This is a genomic window from Chitinophaga sp. 22620, assembly GCF_052044405.1.
Classification (GTDB): domain Bacteria; phylum Bacteroidota; class Bacteroidia; order Chitinophagales; family Chitinophagaceae; genus Chitinophaga.
The window spans coordinates 372,432-393,021 of the sequence record NZ_JBQEMV010000004.1 but is presented as its reverse complement, the minus strand read 5'-3'; the positions used below and the strand labels follow the sequence as shown (position 1 = coordinate 393,021).

Below are 20,590 nucleotides of genomic sequence, written 5' to 3'. Positions count from 1 at the left end.
CGCTTTTTAGTTAACAGTGCCAGGTGAAAAGCCCCTGAAAATCCTTAACTTCGCGGGTATCATTAATACTAACGTACATGTCAATATCATCACAGGCTGAAATGCTGGGTATGCAGAAAGCCAGCGAAGCGGTGGCGCTCACGCTCAGAAGGATGCGCGAATATGCCAGATCCGGTATGAGCACGGCTGAGCTGGATGAATTCGGAAGGGATGTGCTCGCCGCTTTCGGCGCGCGTTCCGCCCCCAAGTTGACATACGGTTTCCCGGGCTGGACCTGCATCAGCGTGAACCATGAAATTGCCCACGGCATTCCCGCCAAAAAGACCATCCTCCAGGAAGGCGACCTGGTGAATGTGGACGTGAGCGCGGAGCTGGAAGGCTTCTGGGCGGACAATGGCGGGTCTTTTGTGCTGGGTGAGGACGTGCACAAGCACCAGCAGCTGGTGAATGCTTCGCGGGACATCCTGCGCATCGCCATTGCCAACATCCGCGACGGTGTGAAGATCGCGCAGGTAGGCGGTATTATCGAGGCCGAGGCCCGCAAGCGCGGCTACCGGGTGATCAAGAACCTGACAGGGCATGGCATCGGCCGCAGCCTGCACGAAGAGCCGCATTCCATTGCCAACTATTACGACAAATACAACCGGAATAAATTCAGGAAGAACTCCGTGATCGCGGTCGAAACGTTTATCTCCACCAAAGCCACCTGGGCGTACGAGAACGGCGACGGCTGGACGCTGGCTGCGCGCGACGGCAGCTATGTGGCGCAGCACGAACATACGATCGTGGTAACGGACGGCCTGCCGGTGATCCTGACCGGGGATAACGGTATCTGGAATTAAGTCTTTCTACTTACTTTTTATAAAAGCGCTCCGGCAGACGATGTCCGGAGCGCTTTGCATTTGCAGATGCCGTTTCAGCAAAGGTCCGGGCTCATATACAACATGGGGAAATAATTTATATATTGATAACAAATCCCTGACTATATATGACGCCAACGCAACGCATTGCCTCCATAGACATTACCCGGGCGCTCACCATGTTACTGATGATATTCGTAAATGACCTCTGGAGCCTTCAAAACATTCCCCGCTGGCTGGAACATACCGCCGCGCAGGAAGATGGCATGGGCCTGGCGGATGCAGTGTTTCCCGCCTTCCTGTTCATCGTGGGCATGAGCATTCCCTACGCCATCAGCAACCGCATCAAAAAAGGCGACAATACCCTGCAGCTGCTCCGCCATGTGGCGGAACGCTCCATTGCCCTGCTGGTGATGGGCCTGTTCCTCGTGAACGGCGAATACCTGAACGAGGAAGCCACCGGCATAAGCCGCGGTGTGTGGAACATCATCTGCTGTGTCTGCTTCATTTTCATATGGAACCAATATCCCGCCAAATGGCCTAAAAGCGCGCAATACATCCTGAAAGGAACCGGCATTGCCGTATTGCTGCTCATGGCGTGGATCTGCCGTGGCGGAGACGACGCGCAGCGTTTTTCCACTTACTGGTGGGGCATCCTGGGGCTGATAGGCTGGGCTTATTTAGCAAGCGCGCTCGTTTATGTGCTGGGTAAGGGGAAATTTCCGGTAGTGCTCACCGGCTGGATCGTGTTCAGCGGGCTGAGCATGGCCGCGCATGCGCATCTGCTGCCGCGCGGCACTTTTCTCTCCACCCTGCTGGGCCCGCTGGACAATGGGGCTATGCCATCGCTCGTAATGGGCGGCACGCTGGTGTCTATGATCTTCAGGAGTTATACGGCTGCCGGCAAATGGAAATCCGTGATCCCTTTGCTGCTGGGCATTGCTGTTGTGCTGGCCACCGCCGGCCTGCTCACCCGGCCCATCTGGGAAATTTCCAAGATACGCGCCACGCCCAGCTGGGTATTGATCTGCAGCGCGATCACCATCGGTTTGTTTGTTGTTACCTACTGGCTGGGCGACCTGCGGCAAAAAGCGCACTGGTTCAAAATCATCAAACCGGCGGGTACGGATACCCTTCTCTGTTACCTCATTCCTTATTTTGCATATGCTGTTCTTACCATGACAGGCGTTTTTGCGATGGAAGCGCTTTCAGGCTGGGTGGGCATTGTGAAGTCATTGTTATTTGCCGTTCTCATGATCCAGATCGCGGGGTTACTTAGTAAAGCAGGTATCCGGTTGAAACTGTAACTTTGCCGCATGATGGAAATTGCTAACGAATATATCCGGGTGCAGGTGAGCGCGCAGGGAGCAGAACTGCAAAGCATCGTACGGAAAGACAACCAGCTGGAATACCTCTGGAGCGGCGACCCCGCCTTCTGGGGCAAAAAGAGCCCCATCCTGTTTCCCATTGTGGGCGGGCTGAAAGACAATACCTACCGCCATAAAGGCCATGCCTACCAGCTCGGCCGCCACGGCTTCGCGCGCGAAATGGCGTTTAACGTGAACGAACAAACGCCGTCCGCCATTACCTTCAGCCTTTCAGACAACGATGATACCCTCGCTAAATATCCGTTCCCTTTTACCCTCGCTGTGCGTTACGCTATTCAGAATGCCACGCTCAGCGTAAAATATACTGTACAGAACACCGGCGATGAACCGATGTATTTTTCCATCGGCGCGCATCCCGCGTTTAAAGTACCGCTGGTGCAGGGCACTGCCTTCGACGATTATTCCCTGCATTTCAACCGCCCCGAAACCGCCGGCATATGGCCCTTATCCGCCGCAGGGCTCATCGAAACAGCCCCCGTTCCATACCTGGATGATGTTACGGAACTTCCCCTGCAAAAACCGATGTTCTACAAAGACGCCCTCGTTTTCAAGCACCTCGCGTCAGACGCCATTTCCATCCGCAGCAAAAAAACGCCGCACGGGCTGGAAGTGAGCTACCCGGGCTTTCCGTACATGGGCATCTGGAGCGCAAAGGACGCTGATTTTGTGTGTATCGAGCCTTGGTGCGGCATTGCCGATCATGTGGACGCCAGCGGCGAGCTCGCGGAAAAGGAAGGCAAACAAATGCTGCAGCCTGAGGCTATCTTCAAAAGAGAGTGGTCCGCGATCTTTTTCTGAGATGAATATTTTCAGTTCGTTTGTGCGTCAGCACTTCAGCGTCTTTTTCTTTTTGGGGCCGCGTTTGCGGGCGGCACCGATATATTCTTCCGCCACAGGCACTTTACAGGCCGTGTTGCCAACATTCACGGATACCAGTCCTATCCTGCGGGCCGCTTCCACGGCTTCTTCATGCAGGGCTTCAACATAGGTGCCCAGGTGGATCACGAAGTTGTTCATGGTATACCGCACCCAATTCGGGGCTTTGTGGATTTCCTTTTCAACTTTTTCAAGCAGCTTCCGCAGCTGCGGCACATCCAGCTCCGCTTCAGGTTTCAGGGAAGTAAGGCCACTGATAAGGTTCCAGCCGCTGCTGGCTACATCTTCGTTTTCATCCGCTATCCATTCCAGGCCCAGCTTCCAGGCTTCGGGGTGTTCGGCTGCCACCCACACCACGGTACTTTGGCTGATGCCGTGGGAGTTGGCTGTTCTTGCCCATTTATCCAGCTGCGCCGTGGTCATCTTCGACCCGTCCGCCATCAGGCCCGCCAGGTACTGCGCGTCGTACACACCACTATCGTAGAGCTGCAAAGCCAGTTGCTGGTCGTTCTTGATCTTTTTCAGGATCACTTTCAGGTCCGCCACCTTAGCGCCGTAAATCGGTTCTTTGGCTTCGTGGTTCATCAATATGCGCTTTATGCTATCGGTGCTTACGGCGGCGATGGCTTGGAGTGTTTCCTGCAAAGTCATGGTAGGAAGATTTATACGGAAATTACGGTTTAATCTTCAATCAGGATACCCATTTTGCCGATCTGGTAATCGCGCATGGCCTGCAATACTTCCGTTTCAGTATTCATCACGAAAGGCCCGTTGGCGGCGATCTTCTCGTTCAGCGGCCTGCCGGTCGCGATGAACAGCCGGGTGTTTTCCTCCGCGGTAAAACCGATCCCCTCCCCGTCTTCCCGGAACACCACGCAATGGAAACCGGTGTACACGCTGGCGCCTTCCACCTTCAGCTCCCCGTCCAGCAAATAAATAAAAGCGTGATGATCCTCCGGGACGGGCAGGTACATGCTGCCTCCTTTTCTGCATTCAGCGGTGAATGTATTCACCGGTGTGATGGCGGGCACGGGGCCTTTTACGCCGTTCAGCTCACCCGCCACCACGCGCACGTTCACCAGGCCGTCCGGGCTCGTCACCACGGGCGTGTCCGCTGCGTGCAGGGGGAAATAAGAAGGCTGGTCCATTTTATGGCCGGAAGGGGAATTCACCCAGACCTGGATCAGCTCCTGTATGCCGCCGGTATCATGTATATCTTCCGGCGGCCTTTCGCTGTGCACGATGCCCATGCCTGCATGCATCCACTGGGTGCCGCCCGCGCGTACCACGCTGTTGTTCCCCCGGCTGTCGCGGTGGTGAACGCCTCCTTCGAAAATGAAGGTAACGGGCGAAAAGCCCCTGTGGGGATGCGGGCCTACGCCGGCATGGCGCAGGGGAATGTCGTCGGGCACCTGCACGCGGATGTGGTGCAGCAGCAGGAACGGATCTATGCGGTCCGCATGGATGGAAGGGAACGGCTGCCGGAGAAGCATGCCGTCCATATCTTTCTGGTCTGCGTAAAGAACGTCTTTTACGCTTCGGTATTTGTTCATGGGATTGTCTCCTGCTTGTATAGGTTCATGGAGAGCCAGGGCTATTCGTCCTGTGCTTCCGGTGTTGGTTTATCTGCATTCATATAAAAGCTCAGCGCACCGGAAGGGCATTGTTTCACCTGGGCGATGATGGCTTCCGTGGCCGCGTTCTCCAGCTTTATCCAGGGGCGCTCCTTCGGCTGGAACACCATGGGCAGGCCTCTTGCGCAAATGCCCGTATGGCGGCAGATACGCGGCTGCCACACCACGGTCACTTCACCGTTGGTGTATTCTATTTTCGCTTCCATATCAGTTTGGTTTATTTGAGCAGGCTGCGTTTAAAGCCTTTGAACTCCTCGCGGAGATCGATAAAGAGCCGGTCGAAGGTATCCATATCGTCCTGCAGCTTGTTATGCAACATGTGCAGCTGCGCGTTGTCGCCGTTTTCTTCAGACATCATTTTGTCTCCCTTTATCACCTGCTGCAGCAGGTCGTTCACCACTTCCTTCTGGCGGATGAGCGAATTCTGGAAGTGCTCCACTTTCGCGGCCTGGTCGTGGCTCAGGGAATGAGCGGCCAGTTCCGTGAGCTCTTCCGTCAGGGATTTGATCTCCTTTTCATTCAATAACAGGTCTTTCTTCCATTCCTGGTGCAGGCGATGGAGCTGGTCGAAGTTTTCTACAGGCATAAAATAAAAAATGGATTAGTTACACATTGATGCCGTGCGCCAGGAGCTTTTTCCATTCCGGGTGCTTACGGATGTAGGTGGCCACGTAAGGGCAAAGGGGCACAAGCTTAAGACGGCGCTCTTCCAGGATGTTCAGTACTCTCTCCACTAGGGCGGAGGCAATTCCCTTGCCTTCCAGCGCGGGGGGAACTTCCGTATGGGTCAGGAAGATCTTGTTCCCGCCGAACATATATTCCACCTTCGCCAGATGCCCGTCTACCTTCGCCTCGAACTGGCGGGCATTCACATTATCAATAACTTCCAACAGCTTCGTTTCCATGATGTCCTTTTAGGGTTATGACCAAATCTTGTGCCGTAACAATAAAACACAAAGTTACGTAAATGGTTCCGTCCGCAAATCATTAGCATATTCATGTATGTTTTGAATTCCTCATTTCTGTTGTACGCACAATGGATTACTTTTGCCGGATGCAAAAAAGTTTAAGCGAGCGTGACCAGGCGGTGATCTGGCACCCGTATACGCAAATGCAGACCGCCCCCGCGCCGGTGGGCATTGTGCGGGGCGAAGGCGCCCTGCTGTACGACGAGCAGGGCAACAGTTACCTGGACGTAACCTCCAGCTGGTGGGTGAACATTCACGGCCACGCCCACCCGTATATCACGGAAAAACTGGCGGAACAGGCCGCCCGGCTGCATCATTCCATTTTCGCGGGTTATACGCACGAACCGGCCGTTGCCCTCGCGGAAAAACTGCTGCCCGTGCTGCCCGGCAGGCAGGCCCGGGTGTTTTATTCAGACAATGGGTCCACCGCCGTGGAAGTGGCCCTTAAAATGACGATCCAGTACTGGCAGAACAAAGGCATTGCCCGCAAAAAGATACTCGCGTTCAGGAACGCCTACCATGGGGACACGTTCGGCGCCATGAGCGTAAGCGCCCGCAGCGTGTTCACCCGCGCTTTCGACGATTACCTGTTCGAAGTCGTGTTTATTGACACGCCCACTGAAGAAAATATAGAAGGCCTGCTGGCCGAAGTCGCAGGCCTGGCGCCGGATGTGGCCGCTTTTATTTTCGAGCCGCTGGTGCAGGGCGCGGGCGGCATGCTCATGCATTCCCCCGGGCTGCTGGACAGGCTGCTGGACCTTTGCCGGGAAAGGGGCATTTTGCTGATCGCGGATGAGATCATGACCGGCTTCGGAAGGACCGGCACCAACTTCGCCATGGAGCAGGTAAAGACCGCGCCGGATATGATCACCTTGTCCAAGGGGCTGACGGGCGGCACCATGGCCATGGGCATCACTACCTGCACGCAGGAGATCTACGAGGCCTTTTTGAGCGACGACAAGCTGAAAACCCTTTTCCACGGCCACTCTTTCACCGCCAACCCGCTCACCTGCGCGGTAGCGCTGGCCAGCCTTGAGCTGTTCCTGCAACCGGAGTGCCGCGCCAACCGCGAGCGGATCAATGCGCTACACCGGCAGTTTGCGGTGGAGCTGGCGTATCACGATGATGTGAGGAATGTGCGCACACAGGGCACGATACTGGCTTTTGAGATCGAAACGGGAGAGGCGGACGGATATGTCAATAATCTCGCGGGGTTCCTTTTCCGCTTCTTCAGGGAGCGGCGCATCATGCTGCGCCCCCTGGGCAACACGCTCTATATCCTGCCCCCGTACTGCATTACAGACGAGCAGCTGGATACAGTGTACCGGTCTATCCTTGAGATGCTGGAGGAATACGGGAAGCAGTGGGCGGAATAACTATTTTAGGACGAGCCAAAGCCCGCCCAACAGCATAGCTCACCCGGGTCAAAGCCCACTCAAAGGCATGGATAAAGGAGGTACAGAAGTGATACAGGCATAACATCCCAGGCAAAGGCCAACGCTGGTTTATCCCTGGCAATACATCGATTTTACCACAAAAAAAGCCGGTCCGGCAGCGGTTGAATGCTGCCGGACCGGCGAATGATTTCTTTTGCGTATTCTTTCGTGATCCTTAGATCTTGATGGGCACTACCGCTTTGGCATCGTCCCACTCGAACACCAGTGAGCCTTTAGGCAGGCTGAAAGTCAGCTTTTCCACGGTGGAAGCCGTTTTCTGACGAGGCACCTTTACTTCTGCAACGTTCTTATCCTTGTTTTTGTCGTATTCAGAAGCGCCGGGTTGACCAGCTACGCTGTTGAGGATAAAGGTAAATTCGGTTTCACCGGGAATGATGAAGAGAGAATAAGTGCCGGCTTTAACGGGTGTTCCGCCGAAAGTTGCGTCTTTCTTAAAAGTGATGTCCGTGGATTTGTTGGCACCTGCGCGCCATACTTTTCCATAAGCTTCGAGGCCCGGGAAAATCTGGCGGCCTTTTTTAGACGGCTGGCCGTAAGCAATTTCAACGTTGTCGCCTGTGGCGGTTACCCGAGGGCTTTTGGGAGGATCCTGCGCCAGCACGGTGGTGGCGGTGAGCAGGAAGGCAAGGCCGAATAACATACTTTTCATAAAATAGGATTTGATTTGAATGAAATGGAAATTTACGCCGTTCCCCTCACAATTACCGTACCATTCAAATAAAATCATCTCCCTTCACATATATCGCGCAGCCTGTTCAGCCCTTCCTCCATGGAGGGGCCGTAGAGGCGGTCCATCAGGAAGCCGCGCAGCTTCCACCAGGGAGCGAGGCCCACTTTGGCTTCCAGGCGCCATAAAATGGCCGTGCCCTTGCCGTCTGTGGTCGGTTTCAGTTCTATATACCCTTTCACGGGTTTCATGGAAGGATCGGTCATGTTGAATGCAAGGCCTTTGGCGGGGTCGGCCGTTACGACCTCCACCCTCCCGGAAGCGGTGCTGCCGGCGGTATTGCTCCAGGTATACCATGCGCCCACGCCATTGGAAGGCTCTGAATATTGAAGGAGGATATTGCTGCGGCCGTTATAACCGGGGTTCCATGGGTTCCATTGCGGCCAGGTCTGCAGATCGCTGACCTGCGCGTATACCTTATCCAGCGGGGCATTGATGGAGCCCGAGCGTTCCATGCGGGCGGTGGAAGGGAAAGCCAGGGATAATAAAAAGACCAGTACGCCTAATACGGCCACTGCTGCCAGGAACATCTTTAAGAATCTCATAATTGTGCAAATGCGGGCCGGGGCCCAATAAAAAAGGGCTTTCCAGCCCTTTTTATAACAAAATTACCGGTTACGGGTTTTTATAATTCACTCAGTCTTTTCAGGTTGCTAAGGCCTTTTTCAAAGTCGCTGCCCACCCATTTGTCCATCAGCTTGCCCATCAGTTTGCGAACCGGGTTGTGGCCCATATCCGCTTCCATGCCCCATGTAACGAGCGTACCCGTTCCGGCCGGCCTGAACCTGAAGTAGCCTTTTGCCGGGCCCTGCTGCAGCAAGTTCATTTCATTGGCAATATACTCATTCATCCGCGATTCAGTGATCTTCAGGCTGCCCCTGCCGATGTTGCGGTTGCGGCTTTTCCAGGAGCAGGCGGCTCCGGGGCCGGTGTCTTCAGGCGAATATTCCTCTTTCATTTTCGGGTCCGCCCCATGCCACGGGCTCCATTGGGGCCAGTAGCGGAGCGTGTTCACGAAGCTGAATATCCTGCCTGCGGGGGCGCGGATGTGTAAGGATCGTTCCACTCTTACGCGGGAGGGCAAATACGTTGCAAATACAAATAATCCCAACACAATCACAGCCAAAGCCCCCAGGGTAATCATCAAGGCTTGTTGCATAACGCGTGTTTTAAGGATGGAGAAGAACGTAAAAGTTACGCAGTTTCCGTCAAAAAACCCACAATTATTCCCAGCGGAAAACTTTCACCGCCAACGCGTAAACAACAATACCCCAAATGGACAGGATCAGCACCTGCGGGCCCAGGTTCCAGAGGTGCAGCCCTTCGAAGGCCACCTTACGCAAAGCATCGTTCAGGTACGTGAGCGGCAATACTTTACATATTGGCTGCAACCAGCCCGGGAATACATCTATCGGGAAAAAGGTGCCCGCCAGCAGGAACTGCGGCAGCGTAACCATATTGGCCAGCGGCGGGATCGTACTTTCGGTTTTTGCAATGCCGCTCACCACGAACCCGAAACCCATGAACACGATGAGCCCGAAAAGGCAGAGCATCAGCATTTCCAGGAAAGTGAGGAAGCCGTGCACCAGCGTGAACCCGAAGAGGAAATACCCTACGCCGATGATGATGATGGAACCGAACGATTGGAACAGCAAACGGCTGATAGCCTCGCCCAGTATGATATACATCCTGCTTACCGGCGTGGCGAAAAAGCGCTTCAGCACGAGCGTTTGCCGCAGGCTGAAAAACAGGAAGGCCGTGCCGAACACCGCCGCGCTCAGCAGCGAAAAGCCCAGCTGGCCGGGAAGGATGAAGTCGATACGTTTATAAATGCGCCCCGGCACGGTCTCAGGAACGATCCTGGCTACGGAAGGGCGTGGAAACTCACGGTCGTTCGCGATGTTGATACCCGTGCCCAGCATATTCATCAGCATGCCGGTGTTTTCCGGCGTGCTGGCGGTGGAGGTCTTTACATGCACGGTGTAATGCGGCGCGGGGGCTTTGCCGCCCGTGTCTATCTTCAGGATGGCGGTGAGCCTGCCTTTGGAAAGATCGTCTTCCATCTGCTCCGCCGCTGCCTCCGTCACCAGCCGGATATTCCTGCTGAGCCGCAGGCCCTGGTACACAGGGTTCAATGTGTCCGACGCATGGTCCACCCCCACTTTCACGATACTTCCCCCGCCCCCGATGAAGCCGAACACCATCGTGAACATCAGGGGGAAACCAAGACTGAATACGATCGCGGAGGGGCTCCGGAACATTGCCCGGATACTTGCCCTCGTAATTGACCACATTGCCCGGCCCTGGTTATATTTCTCTGCCATGCGTTTTGCTTTTGATGGACGCAAAACTAGCAAACGCCCCGCAATTATTCACGGGAAATGGAAAGGCCCCCGCCGGGCGGGAGCCTTTCTGCTTAAAACCTGGTAAACCTCAGTGAAAAAAAGGTCGTCATTGCGAGGGGCAGCGGCGCTAAAGCGGGGGGCGACGAAGCAATCTCCTCCGCTCCCCGCAATGACCGCTTTTCTAAAATCCATCCAGCGCGGTGATCTCAGCCTGTATAGCGCTTTCCGTAGTTTCGGCCAGCGTAAGGGCCTCGTCCATGCCGTTGCTGATGGTGATATCTTTTTTCACGAAATAATATTTGCCGTCTTTAATGGAGAACGCAACCAGGCGGCCTTCCGCGCCAACGGGCATCATGTTGTCGTAGCTTTTCACGCGGTTGGCGCCGTCCGGCGTATAGAGCTGCGCTACCACGTTGGCGTTCTTTGCAATAAAAAACACAAAGGTTTCGCCGCTGAAGGCCCTGAAACTGGCCATGCTGCCGGGATTGTTGGGCACGGATACTTTCACGGTGGTTTTGGGGTTGGCCCATGACCAGAAAATGTCGCAGTTCACCCAGCCAAGCATCCCGAAATCGAAAGTGAATTTATTATTCTCCATTTTCACATCCACCTGTCCTGCGCCCTGGCGCGGCGGCTGCCATGCGAACTGGTTGCCCTGCACCGTGTCTGCCCCTACCCACAGCTGCGTGCCGCCGTCGCGTTTGGCGGGCACTTCCACCCTGATAGGTACTTTCAGCTGCTGGTCCACTTTTTCGCCATTGGCTTTTACATCGATCAGGAACGAACCGTCCGACTGCAGCGGCGCGCCGGAAATATGATTGGTATTGGCGCCGAACAGCACAATATCGCTGCGTTTGAGCAGCTCCACCGCTTCCACGCTGATGTTGCCGGTCACTGCAACGCCGTTCTTCGTGAGCGAGCCGGCGGGGAAGGTAACCTTCACGCCGCCTTTGAGGGATATTGTTTTGGGAAGATCGGATGCGGAAAAGGTGAAAGATTGCAGCTGCGGGCCGATCTTTTCCAGGAGGTCACGGGTATCCTGTACGGGATTGGCGGGCGGGGGCGCATCGTTCTTTTTACATGCGGCAAATAATGTAACGGCTATGAACAGGGCTGCTAAACTTTGCTTTTTCATGTGATATTGATTTTAGTGAGTAATAAGTTTTGTTTGTTTGGAAGGAGATCAACAACCGGGAAGGTTTGTTACCCCCGTTCGCAAAATTTTACCGGGAAAATCAATAACCGATAGTTAACAAATTTGGGGGAAAGGGGTTAGGGAACATTTGTTAAGTTGCGTGTGCATCATATCTAAACCGATCTATCAACCAACACCGGATAAAGCCGGCAGTAAATCCGACTGAGTTATGGCAGAACTAAAAAAACAACCGGCCGCCGCCGATCCCTCCATGGAGAAAATGTGCGAATGTTATGACGAGATACTGAGGCGCCTCCAGGAGTTTGAGCCTTTCAGCGCTTCGCAGATCCTTTGTAATGTGATCAACGAGCACATCAAGCGGCTCAGCAGCGTGATCCGCCATCACAACGAGATCGCGGAATCAGCGGAAAAAAGCATGGAAGCGCTGGCGGACGGGCTGCGCCGTCTGCGCATACAGGCGCAGAAAGTGGTGGACGATAATCATAACAACGTGATCAGGCTGAGCCCGGAGGAAAGGGACCCGATCTATTCACAGGAAAGCTGAGCAGGATTATTAACGGGGCACTAACATCACGAAACGGTCTGTTTCATTCATTTGCGCGTCGCGTTCCTGCAAATGGGCCACGAAAATACGCGCGTCCTTCCATTTGATCATTACCGGCCCCCAGCTTTCAGGCTGCCGCTCCTGCACAGGCGCGATCGTGTCGTTCACCATGCTGAACAGCTCGAAACCATTGGTGGTAAAGCCTGCAACAAGATCCGCATTGCTGCAGATAAACGATCTTTTGTCCGGCGACAGCTGGGGTATGCCTATCGTATGGGTTGTAACGCCATCGGATGCACGAACCAGCAGGTAATCGTAATATTCATATCCCTGCCCATACACCAGGTATGCTTTCAGCGAAGGAATGTAGTCGAGGAACACATACTCCGCATAATCGTCCCCATCCGAGTGATTCGTTCTCAATATCTCCGTTTTCCCGTTATCCAGCTTCAGTACCAGGGAATCGCCCTGGCGGGAAACCTTTTCAGCATAAGGCAGGATATTCTCTTTTTCCTTCTCCGGATCCGGCGTGTGGGCAGGCACCGCATCAAACTCAGCCCGGTCGATATCAGATATATTGTACAATACCTTCCCGATGGTAACGGTATCCCGCTCACCGATGGGCAGCGGCGGCGCGGAGGTCCACCCTTCCTTTATGGCGGCAGTATCTTGTGCGGCAGTTTGTTCTGTAACTTTTTGTGTTTGCTGGCAGGCGGTTAACATCAGCACGACCGGCAGGAACCATTGTTTCATAGGGGTATTCTTTGGAACGAATATAAAACAGAAAAGTGAGAAGCACATCGCTTCTCACTTTTCCAAATTGTTATATGATGCAGTGGAATTGGCTTATTCGATCACCATGCTGTAAGGCAGCTTCGCCTGCACTTCGCCGGTGCTAAGGGCCCGCAGCTTCTTCACCGTCTGGTAGAATGCATAATCGGCGCCCAGCTCTTCTTTCAGCATGCCGGCTTTTGTGCCGCCGATGCTTTTCATGAACCTGTCCAGGGTATTTTTCGGCCTGGGATAAGCAGAGATCTTCACCTCGGGAATGTTCGCCATTTTAGCGGCGCAATCCACGGCGGACTGTATACCGCCCAGCCTGTCTACCAGTCCCATTTTCTGCGCCTGTACGCCGGTCCATACACGGCCCTGGGAAATACTGTCCACCACGGCCTGGCTCAATTTGCGGCCGTCTACCACGCGTTGCTTGAAGGTTGCATAGATGGTATCCACCGAGCGCTGGAACAATGCTTTTTCTTTGTCCGTCAGCGGGCGGGTGGTGTTGCCGGCATCTGCAAATTCACCGGTCTTCACCCCGTCGAAAGTAATGCCGAGCTTATTGTTGAAGAAGCCCTGCATATTAGGCACGATCGCGAACACGCCGATGGAACCGGTGAGGGTATTGGGTTCTGCAAAAATGGAATCGGCCATGCAGGAAATATAATAACCGCCGGAAGCCGCGTAGTTGCCCATAGACACTACTACGGGCTTGGTTTTGCGCGCAAGGCTCAGCTCGCGCCAGATGCTCTCGGAAGCGAGCGCGCTGCCGCCGGGCGAGTTCACGCGGAACACGATGGCTTTAATGTCTTTATCCTGGCGTACTTCCCGGATCACTTTCACGTAATCTTCGCTGGCTATCTGGTCTTCGCCGTTGCTGCCGCTCACGATGTCGCCATCGGCATAAATGAGCGCGACGTTGCCGCTGCTTTCATAAAGCGGGTTGGCTGAAAAGTAGCGGTTGAGGGAAACGAAATTCACTTTCTCATCGCCGCTGAGGCCCAGGCTGCGTTTGATCTCGTCCATCACCTGGTCGTTATACTTCAGCCCGTCCACCAGCTTGTATTTATCCGCGTCTGAAGGTTCCATGATAAGGCCTTCGTTGGCATAACGGTGCAGCGTGGCAGTGTCTATCTTCCTGGCTTCGCTGATGCGCAGCAGGAAATCGGCATACAGGTCGCCCAGGAAAGCGGTGGTCTGGATGCGGTTGGCTTCCGTCATTTTGGTTTCGCGCAGCGGTTCGGTGGCGCTTTTGAATTTGCCGTTGTAGAATATCTGCGGCTGTATCTCCAGCTTTTCCAGCGTACCTTTCAGGTACATCATGGTAATGGAGAAACCGGCAAAATCGATGAAACCTTTCGGATGGAGATATACTTTATCTGCTGCGGAAGCAAGATAGTAGGCATTTTGCGTGAGGGTTTCCGCATACGCATATACGAATTTTTTGCTCTTCCTGAATTCCACGATCGCCCGGCGGATCTCCTCACTGGAAGCGTAACCGTTGCCATTGCCGTCAGCCTTCAGGTAAAGGCCTTTCACATTATCGTCGGTCGCGGCTTTGCGGATCAGGCGCACGGCGTCGAAAAGACCGGGTTCCTGTGAAGGATCGTCGCTCAGGAAAGTACGGAGCGGGTCTTCCACGCGCTGTTCACGGAGGCCCTGGCTGAGGTCCACCACCACTACGGCGTTGGAGCCCGTCACCACCTTATCGCCGGAAGAAGCCAGCCGGGCAAAGACCATGAGCATAAAGAAAAAGGCGAGAATGGAAAAAACGATCAGGGCTACAAAGGATGCCAGGAAGAATTTTAAAAAACTGCGCATGAGGATATTAGTTTAGACCTTGGTTCATTGGAGAAGCAAATATACCCTCTTCCACAGGCCCCAGGTTGCAAAAACGTCATTAATTTTCTCAAAAATAGGGAATATAGCTACTTTTGAGCCGTCAAAAATACATGAATACAGCAATATTACTTATAGGTGGCAATATGGGAGACCGCCCCGCGTACCTCCAGGAGGCAGTAAAGCTACTGCGGGAAAGGGCCGGTATGGTGACCATGGAATCCGCCATGTACGAAACCGCGCCCTGGGGCGATGTGCAGCAGCCGGACTACCTGAACCAGGCCCTGGTGCTGGAAACCCCGCTGAGCGCGCCACAGCTGCTGGAAGTGACCCTTCAGACGGAAAGGGAGATCGGGAGGATAAGAAGGGTGAAATGGGGATCGAGAGTGATCGATATCGATATTATTTTTTTCAACCAGGAGGTGATCACCCTCCCGCATCTGAAAATACCGCACCCGCAGATGCAGAACCGCCGGTTTGTGCTGGCGCCGCTCCAGGAAATACTCCCCGGCTGGATGCACCCTATTCTGCAACTGACGGTCAGCCAGCTGCTGGAAGTTTGCCCCGACCCGTTACCCGTGCATAAATACATCGCCGCCGCCCACTGAAACATGCAATACCGTTTTATAACCATAGAAGGCAATATCGGCGCCGGGAAGACCACCCTGGCGCTGAAGCTGGCAGAACACCTGCAGGCGCGCCTGATATTGGAGGAATTTGCGGACAACCCTTTCCTTCCCAAGTTCTACGCAGAGCCCGAACAATATGCTTTCCCGCTGGAACTGTTCTTCATGGCCGAACGGTATAAACAGCTGAAGGAAATGCTGGCTACCCGCGACCTGTTCACACAATATACCGTGAGCGATTACCTGTTCGTGAAAAGCCTGCTGTTCGCCAAAATGAACCTGAAAGAAGATGAATTCGGACTGTACCAGAAGTTGTTCGATATCACCAATCCGCAGCTGGCGCAGCCGGACCTGCTGATCTTCCTGAATGCGCCGGTGCCGAAGCTGCAGCAGAACATCCGCAAGCGCAACCGCAGTTACGAGCAGCAGATACCGGACAGTTACCTGCAGAACGTGCATAACATGTATATGCAGTACATCCGCCAGCACCCGATGCGCACCCTGATGGTGGACACTACGAAAATGGATTTCCTGCACCGGCCGGACGATTTCGCGGCATTGCTGCAGGCCCTGGAAAAGGATTATCCTCCCGGCGTCAGCTATCTATAATATAGCTAATATCTATAGCCTCATAAAAATAAAATAGTTTAAAACTATAGTTCGGCTTGTTATATTTGTTTAACAGCGATGTTTTTACCGCATGTTGACCAGACAGACACTATTTACAGGTTGTAATAAAGCAGAAGGGTGGCCCCATGGCCACCTTTTTCTTTTACGGGCACAAACATCCATACAGCAAAAAGGCGGCTTCCTGTCAAAGAGCCGCCCTTAAGCGATATTCACTTCCATTTGCAGTATGCTATGCAGCATCAATTACCGGGTCAACGAAAGAAGTGAGCAACCCGAAAGCCAGCGGGCCCACTAAAGGAGCCGTGGCCACAAAACCTTTTGTGAGGGAATAAAGGGCCTTGCCCAGGATGATAACATTACCGACGTAGCCACCACCGGTAATATCCTGCATAACTGCAGGGGTCAGTTCTTCGCAACCGAAAAGTCTGTTTTCCATAGACGACGTGTTTTGGTGAATAATAATAGGGGTAAAAACTAAAGTTAACCCTTCAACCCCTGTTCATTCTGTTCATTTTAAAACAGCTGTATTCAGTTTGTTCACTCCACTACAGCAGTGATACTTAAAAAAAATTGCAGGGCATATAGGGGGAGGACGCGTTTATCCGGTCATATTACCAGAAACACAAAATTCTGATATATGAAAACATTTACTTTAGCATGCGCCCTGGTCCTGACCACACTTTTTGCACAGGCGCAGCAGATGGAAACACTCTCTTCCAGCTTTAAGAACAAAGGCGGAGGGGGAAAGAAACTCAGCGCTTACGGAGCCCTCCTGGGTAAAATCTCCACCTTCGACGACCGCTTTGCCGTGCTCACCGGCGGTTATGGCGGCGTGTTCCTCAATAAAAAGATCATGATCGGCGCAGGCGCTTATTCAATGGCCAACAGCCTGAAAGTGGACAACTTTGATGACGGTCGCAAATGGAACCTCTGGTATACCGGCGGCGTGGTGGAATACGTGCATAATTCAGACAAGCTGTTCCATTGGAGCGCAGGCGCGCTGATAGGCGGCGGTGGCGTGTCGCAGCGCAGCAGTCACGACTGGGGCCGCGACCACGACCGCGACCATGTGTATGAATCCAACGGATTTTTTGTAGTGGAACCTTACATCAATGCCGAGCTGAACATTACCAGCTACCTGCGCATTGTGGCCGGCGGCACCTGGCGGCAGATCATGGGCGCGGGAGACCCAACGCTTTCGGACGGCAAAATGAGCGCTCCCGGCTTCCACCTGGGCGTGAAAGCCGGCGTGTTTTAACCGCTTATGTATTCCCCAGTTTAACCATTGTACTATTTACGCTAATTTTGGCCGCCGGGTTCTGAAAAGAAGACCCGGCGTTCGCCATGTATAAACCCTGCTCCACCTTGCTACGTGCCTGTATATTGCTGCTAGTGCTCCTCCCCTCTGGCCTCTTTGCCCAGCAACTGGGCAAAACCATTTCCGTCAGGGTGGTCCGTAAACCTGTGGACTCGGTGCTGGCCCGCATCAGCGAAGCCGGCAATTGTTCTTTTTCCTATATCGGCAAGCCTTTCCGGGCAGACAGCCTGGTGACCCTCACCGTTTCCAACAAAACCGTCCGCCAAACGCTGGACCAGCTGTTCCAGGGCCGCATGCAGTATATGGAAAGCGGCGAGCACATCATCCTCCAGCGCTCTGAGGCCGTGCGCGAACGGCATTATGTGATCAGCGGCTACATACGCGACCGAAACAACGGCCAGAGCATTGCCAATGCAAGCATCTACGACCGAACGGACCTGGCCTCCACTTTCTCCAACCAGGAGGGCTATTTCCAGCTGCGCCTCAGGGACAAAGGCCGCCAACCCTCCGTGCAGCTTACTGTCAGCAAAGAACTGTACACAGACACCAACATGTATGTAATGCCCGGCTTCGACCGGGAAGTGTCCGTTACCATCGCCCCGTCCAAACCCGTGCAGCTAAAGGAATTCATCGTCAACGACCAGGTGGAGAAAACCTGGCTGGGCAAACGCCTACTTTCCGAGGGCCTGCGCAGGCAAACAGACAATATCTCCCGCTTCTTTGCCAGCAAACCCGTGCAGTCGTCGCTGCTGCCGTCCATCGGCTCCCACGGCAAGATGTCGGGCCAGGTGGTGAACAAATTTTCCCTGAACATACTCGGCGGGTACTCGGCGGGTACTGACGGCCTGGAGATCGCCGGCGGCTTCAACATCAATAAAAAAGACGCGCAATACGTGCAGGTAGCGGGCATTTTCAATATCGTGGGTGGCAACATCAAAGGCGTGCAGGTGGGCGGCATTTTTAACCACAACCTGAAATCCGTACAAGGCGTGCAGATCGGCGGCATCGGCAATTATTCCGAAGGCTGGATGAAAGGCGCGCAGGTAGGCGGCATTTACAATATCATGGGCGATTCCGTAAGCGGGGTGCAGATCGCGGGCATCGCCAACCGTTCCAAGGGCAATGTGCGCGGCCTGCAGGTAGCGGGGATCGTGAACAGGGCCACGGGTAAAGCCTTGGGCGGGCAGATCGCGGGCCTGGCAAATGTATACGACGGCAATGTAAAAGGCATCCAGGTAGGCGGCATCGCCAATGTGAACAGGGATACGGCGGGAGGGGCACGCATCGCGGGCATTGCCAATTACGTGGAAAACGATGCATCCGGCATGCAGATCGGGGGCATAGCCAATTACACCGGGCGCAACGCCTCGGGCATGCAACTGGCCGGCATCAGCAACTTTGCAGGCCACGATGCATCGGGCATGCAGCTGGCGGGCATCACGAATATCACGATCGGCAGTTTCAAAGGCTTCCAGTTCTCTTCTCTTTTTAACTGGGCCGGGGGAAGCATGCAGGGCGCGCAATTGGGGCTGCTGGGGAATTTTACGCGCAGGCTGGAACGGGGTTTCCAGTTCGGCCTTGTGAACGTTGCAGACAGCTCAGGCGGCATCAGCATCGGCCTGCTGAATATTGTGCGGAAAAACGGGTATTACAAGCTCAGCATCTATTCCGGCGACCTGATGCCGGTGAATATATCTTTCAAAAGCGGCAGGAAACAATTCTATTCCATCCTTGCAGGCGGCATGGACGGAGACCTTCACAGCCTCGGCCTGGGTTTCGGCCGGGAATTTTCTCTCCGCAGCAGCCGATGGGCCATTACCACGGACCTGTTGCAACAGAACCTCTTCAACCGCGAATGGAAAAGCATGGGGCAGGCGTACCGTTTCATCCCGCAATTGCATTACAAGGTTACGCGATGGTTCTCCGTACAGGCGGGACCGGTAGTGTCGTATGCGGAATATGAAGAAGGGATTGCGGAGAAACCTGCGAAAGGGTATCCTTCTTTCACGTCAGGCAGCCGGAGCGCGGGCTGGCTGGGATGGCAGGCGGGGATTAGTTTCTTTTAGACCGTAGTTCCTTCCAGCTGCGCCGCGATCCACCCGCTCGTCCAGGCGTGCTGGAAGTTGAAACCGCCGGTAATGCCGTCTACATCCATAACTTCGCCTGCAAAATACAAACCTGGTAAAAGGCGGCTCTGCATGGTCTGCGGGTCTATTTCCGATAATTTTATACCTCCGCAGGTCACGAATTCCTCTTTGAAGGTGGTTTTCCCTTTTACGGGAAATTCCATGGCAGTCAGGCTGCGGATGAGCTTGTTTTGTTCTTTGGCAGGCAGTTCGGACCAGCGCACATTTTCGTGTATCCCTGCCTGTTGCAGCAGGAAATGCCAGAGGCGCTGCGGCAGGCCGAAGGGATTTTTCGCCCAGATCACCTGCCCGCCCATATCCAGCCGCCATTGCGGCCAGGCGTCGCGCAGGGAATTCTCGTTGAGATCAGGCAGCCAGTTCACCAGCAAAGTAAATGTGTATTGCTGTTCCTGCAGATATCTTGCGCCCCAGGCGGACAAGCGGAGGATGACCGGGCCGCTCATACCCCAGTGCGTGATCAGCAAAGGGCCGTTTTCCTGCAATTTGCTGCCGGCTATCTTTACCTGCGCCTGCGGCACCGACACGCCCATCAGCTCCGTGACCGGGTTTTGCGGCATATTGAAGGTGAACAACGAAGGGGCAGGCTCTTCCACGCTGTGGCCCAGCGCTGTGAGCCAGCCGAATTTCTGCGCCTGGGCAAAACCGCCGGCCGCCACGCATACATACCTGGCTTTCAGCGCAGGGCCTGAAGCCAGGTGCACCGTCCACTCCTCCCCTGTTCTTTCCAGCGAGGTAACGTCCGCATGCATACGCACATTCACCCGGTAGCGGTCCGCTTCGCGCAGCAGGCAGTCTATGATGGTCTGGGAATTATCGGTAACGGGAAACATCCGGCCATCGTCCTCCGCTTTCAGCTCCACGCCCCTGGCCGCATACCATTCGATCGTATCGGGCACGAAGAAGCGGGAGAAGGCCTTTTTCAGGAACCGTTCGCCGCGGGGGTACCGTTTGGTCATTTCCGCGATGGAATGCAGGTTGTGCGTCACATTACAGCGGCCGCCGCCGGAAACTTTTACTTTAGACAGCAGCTTGCCGGTTTTCTCCAGCACCGTCACTTCCAGCCCCGGATGCAGCCTGGCGGCATTCACCGCGCAAAAGAAACCAGCCGCGCCGCCGCCGATCACCACCAGTTTACCCGTTCCTTGTTTATCGTTTGCCATGTTATATTGATGCATCCCGCGGGCAGCCGGCGTTATACCGGCTGCGGCCGCTTCCCGCACATGCTTAAGCCCGGGCTTGTGCAGGATGGATTTGCTGCCGCGAATTTCCGCAATAATGCGCCAAAAACGAAATGTTAA

At 54.4% G+C, this 20,590-nt stretch carries 23 protein-coding genes; 9 read left to right on the top strand and 14 right to left on the bottom strand.

All coding sequences use genetic code 11. The annotated features are described in order from the left end of the window. The first annotated feature begins 77 nt into the window (after positions 1-77). From map to ACTJIK_RS20930, 3 genes are all read left to right on the top strand, one after another. Positions 78-842 (top strand): type I methionyl aminopeptidase, encoded by a 765-nt coding sequence (map, locus tag ACTJIK_RS20940; RefSeq protein ID WP_440649489.1) that lies wholly within the window; start codon positions 78-80, stop codon positions 840-842. Between the two features lie 146 nt (positions 843-988). Continuing rightward, positions 989-2,167, top strand: coding sequence for a DUF5009 domain-containing protein (locus tag ACTJIK_RS20935; protein ID WP_440649488.1), 1,179 nt, complete (start codon positions 989-991; stop codon positions 2,165-2,167). A gap of 9 nt (positions 2,168-2,176) precedes the next feature. Then, positions 2,177-3,046 (top strand): aldose 1-epimerase family protein, encoded by an 870-nt coding sequence (locus ACTJIK_RS20930; RefSeq protein ID WP_440649487.1) that lies wholly within the window; start codon positions 2,177-2,179, stop codon positions 3,044-3,046. Positions 3,047-3,073: 27 nt separating this feature from the next. On the opposite strand, the gene ACTJIK_RS20925 is transcribed toward ACTJIK_RS20930, so the two are convergent. Genes ACTJIK_RS20925 through ACTJIK_RS20905 form a run of 5 tightly spaced genes read right to left on the bottom strand, consistent with a single transcriptional unit; the run spans position 3,074 to position 5,663 of the window. Continuing rightward, complete coding sequence (locus ACTJIK_RS20925) at positions 3,074-3,775, bottom strand: DNA alkylation repair protein (protein WP_440649486.1); 702 nt, start codon at positions 3,773-3,775, stop codon at positions 3,074-3,076. Positions 3,776-3,804: 29 nt separating this feature from the next. After that, on the bottom strand, positions 3,805-4,677 hold the full coding sequence (locus tag ACTJIK_RS20920; protein ID WP_440649485.1) for a pirin family protein: 873 nt from the start codon (positions 4,675-4,677) through the stop codon (positions 3,805-3,807). Between the two features lie 41 nt (positions 4,678-4,718). Next, positions 4,719-4,964 (bottom strand): (4Fe-4S)-binding protein, encoded by a 246-nt coding sequence (locus ACTJIK_RS20915; protein ID WP_440649484.1) that lies wholly within the window; start codon positions 4,962-4,964, stop codon positions 4,719-4,721. A gap of 11 nt (positions 4,965-4,975) precedes the next feature. After that, positions 4,976-5,344, bottom strand: coding sequence for a hypothetical protein (locus ACTJIK_RS20910; protein ID WP_440649483.1), 369 nt, complete (start codon positions 5,342-5,344; stop codon positions 4,976-4,978). Between the two features lie 19 nt (positions 5,345-5,363). Then, on the bottom strand, positions 5,364-5,663 hold the full coding sequence (locus ACTJIK_RS20905) for a GNAT family N-acetyltransferase (RefSeq protein WP_440649482.1): 300 nt from the start codon (positions 5,661-5,663) through the stop codon (positions 5,364-5,366). 149 nt (positions 5,664-5,812) lie between these two features. Here ACTJIK_RS20905 and bioA point away from each other — a divergent pair, with 149 nt between their 5' ends. After that, the gene (gene bioA, locus ACTJIK_RS20900) at positions 5,813-7,102 is read left to right on the top strand and encodes an adenosylmethionine--8-amino-7-oxononanoate transaminase (protein ID WP_440649481.1); all 1,290 of its coding nucleotides are present in this window, start codon (positions 5,813-5,815) and stop codon (positions 7,100-7,102) included. A 235-nt stretch (positions 7,103-7,337) separates the two neighbouring features. On the opposite strand, the gene ACTJIK_RS20895 is transcribed toward bioA, so the two are convergent. The 5 genes from ACTJIK_RS20895 to ACTJIK_RS20875 form a co-directional block, all read right to left on the bottom strand. Next, a complete protein-coding gene (locus ACTJIK_RS20895) occupies positions 7,338-7,832 on the bottom strand; it encodes a DUF2911 domain-containing protein (protein WP_440649480.1) in 495 nt (164 codons plus the stop codon). Between the two features lie 74 nt (positions 7,833-7,906). Next, positions 7,907-8,455 carry an SRPBCC family protein gene (locus ACTJIK_RS20890; protein WP_440649479.1) on the bottom strand — a complete coding sequence of 183 codons (549 nt, stop codon included), beginning with the start codon at positions 8,453-8,455 and terminating at the stop codon, positions 7,907-7,909. A gap of 80 nt (positions 8,456-8,535) precedes the next feature. Then, positions 8,536-9,069, bottom strand: a complete 534-nt coding sequence (locus ACTJIK_RS20885; RefSeq protein WP_440649478.1) for an SRPBCC family protein — start codon at positions 9,067-9,069, stop codon at positions 8,536-8,538. A gap of 64 nt (positions 9,070-9,133) precedes the next feature. After that, positions 9,134-10,234, bottom strand: a complete 1,101-nt coding sequence (locus ACTJIK_RS20880) for an ABC transporter permease (RefSeq protein ID WP_440649477.1) — start codon at positions 10,232-10,234, stop codon at positions 9,134-9,136. Positions 10,235-10,436: 202 nt separating this feature from the next. After that, entirely contained in the window at positions 10,437-11,390 is a 954-nt protein-coding gene (locus ACTJIK_RS20875) for a hypothetical protein (protein ID WP_440649476.1), read from the bottom strand. Between the two features lie 229 nt (positions 11,391-11,619). On the opposite strand from ACTJIK_RS20875, the gene ACTJIK_RS20870 reads away from it, so the two are divergent. Continuing rightward, positions 11,620-11,955: a hypothetical protein gene (locus ACTJIK_RS20870; protein ID WP_440649475.1), complete on the top strand. Its 336-nt coding sequence runs from the start codon at positions 11,620-11,622 to the stop codon at positions 11,953-11,955. A 9-nt stretch (positions 11,956-11,964) separates the two neighbouring features. On the opposite strand, the gene ACTJIK_RS20865 is transcribed toward ACTJIK_RS20870, so the two are convergent. Together ACTJIK_RS20865 and sppA are read right to left on the bottom strand one after the other, a co-directional pair. Continuing rightward, positions 11,965-12,708 (bottom strand): hypothetical protein, encoded by a 744-nt coding sequence (locus ACTJIK_RS20865; RefSeq protein WP_440649474.1) that lies wholly within the window; start codon positions 12,706-12,708, stop codon positions 11,965-11,967. Between the two features lie 93 nt (positions 12,709-12,801). Beyond that, entirely contained in the window at positions 12,802-14,553 is a 1,752-nt protein-coding gene (gene sppA / locus ACTJIK_RS20860; protein ID WP_440649473.1) for a signal peptide peptidase SppA, read from the bottom strand. A gap of 131 nt (positions 14,554-14,684) precedes the next feature. Between sppA and folK the strand changes: the two genes are divergently transcribed. Beyond that, positions 14,685-15,179, top strand: coding sequence for a 2-amino-4-hydroxy-6-hydroxymethyldihydropteridine diphosphokinase (gene folK, locus ACTJIK_RS20855; protein WP_440649472.1), 495 nt, complete (start codon positions 14,685-14,687; stop codon positions 15,177-15,179). A gap of 3 nt (positions 15,180-15,182) precedes the next feature. After that, on the top strand, positions 15,183-15,806 hold the full coding sequence (locus ACTJIK_RS20850) for a deoxynucleoside kinase (protein WP_440649471.1): 624 nt from the start codon (positions 15,183-15,185) through the stop codon (positions 15,804-15,806). Positions 15,807-16,056: 250 nt separating this feature from the next. On the opposite strand, the gene ACTJIK_RS20845 is transcribed toward ACTJIK_RS20850, so the two are convergent. After that, the gene (locus tag ACTJIK_RS20845) at positions 16,057-16,263 is read right to left on the bottom strand and encodes a hypothetical protein (RefSeq protein ID WP_440649470.1); all 207 of its coding nucleotides are present in this window, start codon (positions 16,261-16,263) and stop codon (positions 16,057-16,059) included. Positions 16,264-16,464: 201 nt separating this feature from the next. On the opposite strand from ACTJIK_RS20845, the gene ACTJIK_RS20840 reads away from it, so the two are divergent. Further along, positions 16,465-17,085, top strand: coding sequence for a hypothetical protein (locus tag ACTJIK_RS20840; RefSeq protein ID WP_440649469.1), 621 nt, complete (start codon positions 16,465-16,467; stop codon positions 17,083-17,085). Positions 17,086-17,219: 134 nt separating this feature from the next. Continuing rightward, entirely contained in the window at positions 17,220-19,211 is a 1,992-nt protein-coding gene (locus ACTJIK_RS20835; RefSeq protein WP_440649468.1) for a hypothetical protein, read from the top strand. On the opposite strand, the gene ACTJIK_RS20830 is transcribed toward ACTJIK_RS20835, so the two are convergent. Then, a complete protein-coding gene (locus ACTJIK_RS20830; RefSeq protein WP_440649467.1) occupies positions 19,208-20,452 on the bottom strand; it encodes an NAD(P)/FAD-dependent oxidoreductase in 1,245 nt (414 codons plus the stop codon). The two genes, ACTJIK_RS20835 and ACTJIK_RS20830, sit on opposite strands and share 4 nt — an antisense overlap. Positions 20,453-20,590 lie beyond the last annotated feature (138 nt).

Coding starts and splice junctions, on each gene's coding strand:
- folK (WP_440649472.1), top strand. CDS start 14,685: ATGAATACAGCAATATTACTTATAGGTGGCAATATGGGAGACCGCCCC.
- ACTJIK_RS20845 (WP_440649470.1), bottom strand. CDS start 16,263: ATGGAAAACAGACTTTTCGGTTGCGAAGAACTGACCCCTGCAGTTATG.
- ACTJIK_RS20870 (WP_440649475.1), top strand. CDS start 11,620: ATGGCAGAACTAAAAAAACAACCGGCCGCCGCCGATCCCTCCATGGAG.
- ACTJIK_RS20915 (WP_440649484.1), bottom strand. CDS start 4,964: ATGGAAGCGAAAATAGAATACACCAACGGTGAAGTGACCGTGGTGTGG.
- ACTJIK_RS20910 (WP_440649483.1), bottom strand. CDS start 5,344: ATGCCTGTAGAAAACTTCGACCAGCTCCATCGCCTGCACCAGGAATGG.
- ACTJIK_RS20890 (WP_440649479.1), bottom strand. CDS start 8,455: ATGAGATTCTTAAAGATGTTCCTGGCAGCAGTGGCCGTATTAGGCGTA.
- ACTJIK_RS20840 (WP_440649469.1), top strand. CDS start 16,465: ATGAAAACATTTACTTTAGCATGCGCCCTGGTCCTGACCACACTTTTT.
- ACTJIK_RS20885 (WP_440649478.1), bottom strand. CDS start 9,069: ATGCAACAAGCCTTGATGATTACCCTGGGGGCTTTGGCTGTGATTGTG.
- ACTJIK_RS20880 (WP_440649477.1), bottom strand. CDS start 10,234: ATGGCAGAGAAATATAACCAGGGCCGGGCAATGTGGTCAATTACGAGG.
- bioA (WP_440649481.1), top strand. CDS start 5,813: ATGCAAAAAAGTTTAAGCGAGCGTGACCAGGCGGTGATCTGGCACCCG.
- ACTJIK_RS20830 (WP_440649467.1), bottom strand. CDS start 20,452: ATGGCAAACGATAAACAAGGAACGGGTAAACTGGTGGTGATCGGCGGC.
- ACTJIK_RS20925 (WP_440649486.1), bottom strand. CDS start 3,775: ATGACTTTGCAGGAAACACTCCAAGCCATCGCCGCCGTAAGCACCGAT.
- ACTJIK_RS20875 (WP_440649476.1), bottom strand. CDS start 11,390: ATGAAAAAGCAAAGTTTAGCAGCCCTGTTCATAGCCGTTACATTATTT.
- ACTJIK_RS20905 (WP_440649482.1), bottom strand. CDS start 5,663: ATGGAAACGAAGCTGTTGGAAGTTATTGATAATGTGAATGCCCGCCAG.
- ACTJIK_RS20895 (WP_440649480.1), bottom strand. CDS start 7,832: ATGAAAAGTATGTTATTCGGCCTTGCCTTCCTGCTCACCGCCACCACC.
- ACTJIK_RS20935 (WP_440649488.1), top strand. CDS start 989: ATGACGCCAACGCAACGCATTGCCTCCATAGACATTACCCGGGCGCTC.
- map (WP_440649489.1), top strand. CDS start 78: ATGTCAATATCATCACAGGCTGAAATGCTGGGTATGCAGAAAGCCAGC.
- ACTJIK_RS20850 (WP_440649471.1), top strand. CDS start 15,183: ATGCAATACCGTTTTATAACCATAGAAGGCAATATCGGCGCCGGGAAG.
- sppA (WP_440649473.1), bottom strand. CDS start 14,553: ATGCGCAGTTTTTTAAAATTCTTCCTGGCATCCTTTGTAGCCCTGATC.
- ACTJIK_RS20930 (WP_440649487.1), top strand. CDS start 2,177: ATGATGGAAATTGCTAACGAATATATCCGGGTGCAGGTGAGCGCGCAG.
- ACTJIK_RS20865 (WP_440649474.1), bottom strand. CDS start 12,708: ATGAAACAATGGTTCCTGCCGGTCGTGCTGATGTTAACCGCCTGCCAG.
- ACTJIK_RS20920 (WP_440649485.1), bottom strand. CDS start 4,677: ATGAACAAATACCGAAGCGTAAAAGACGTTCTTTACGCAGACCAGAAA.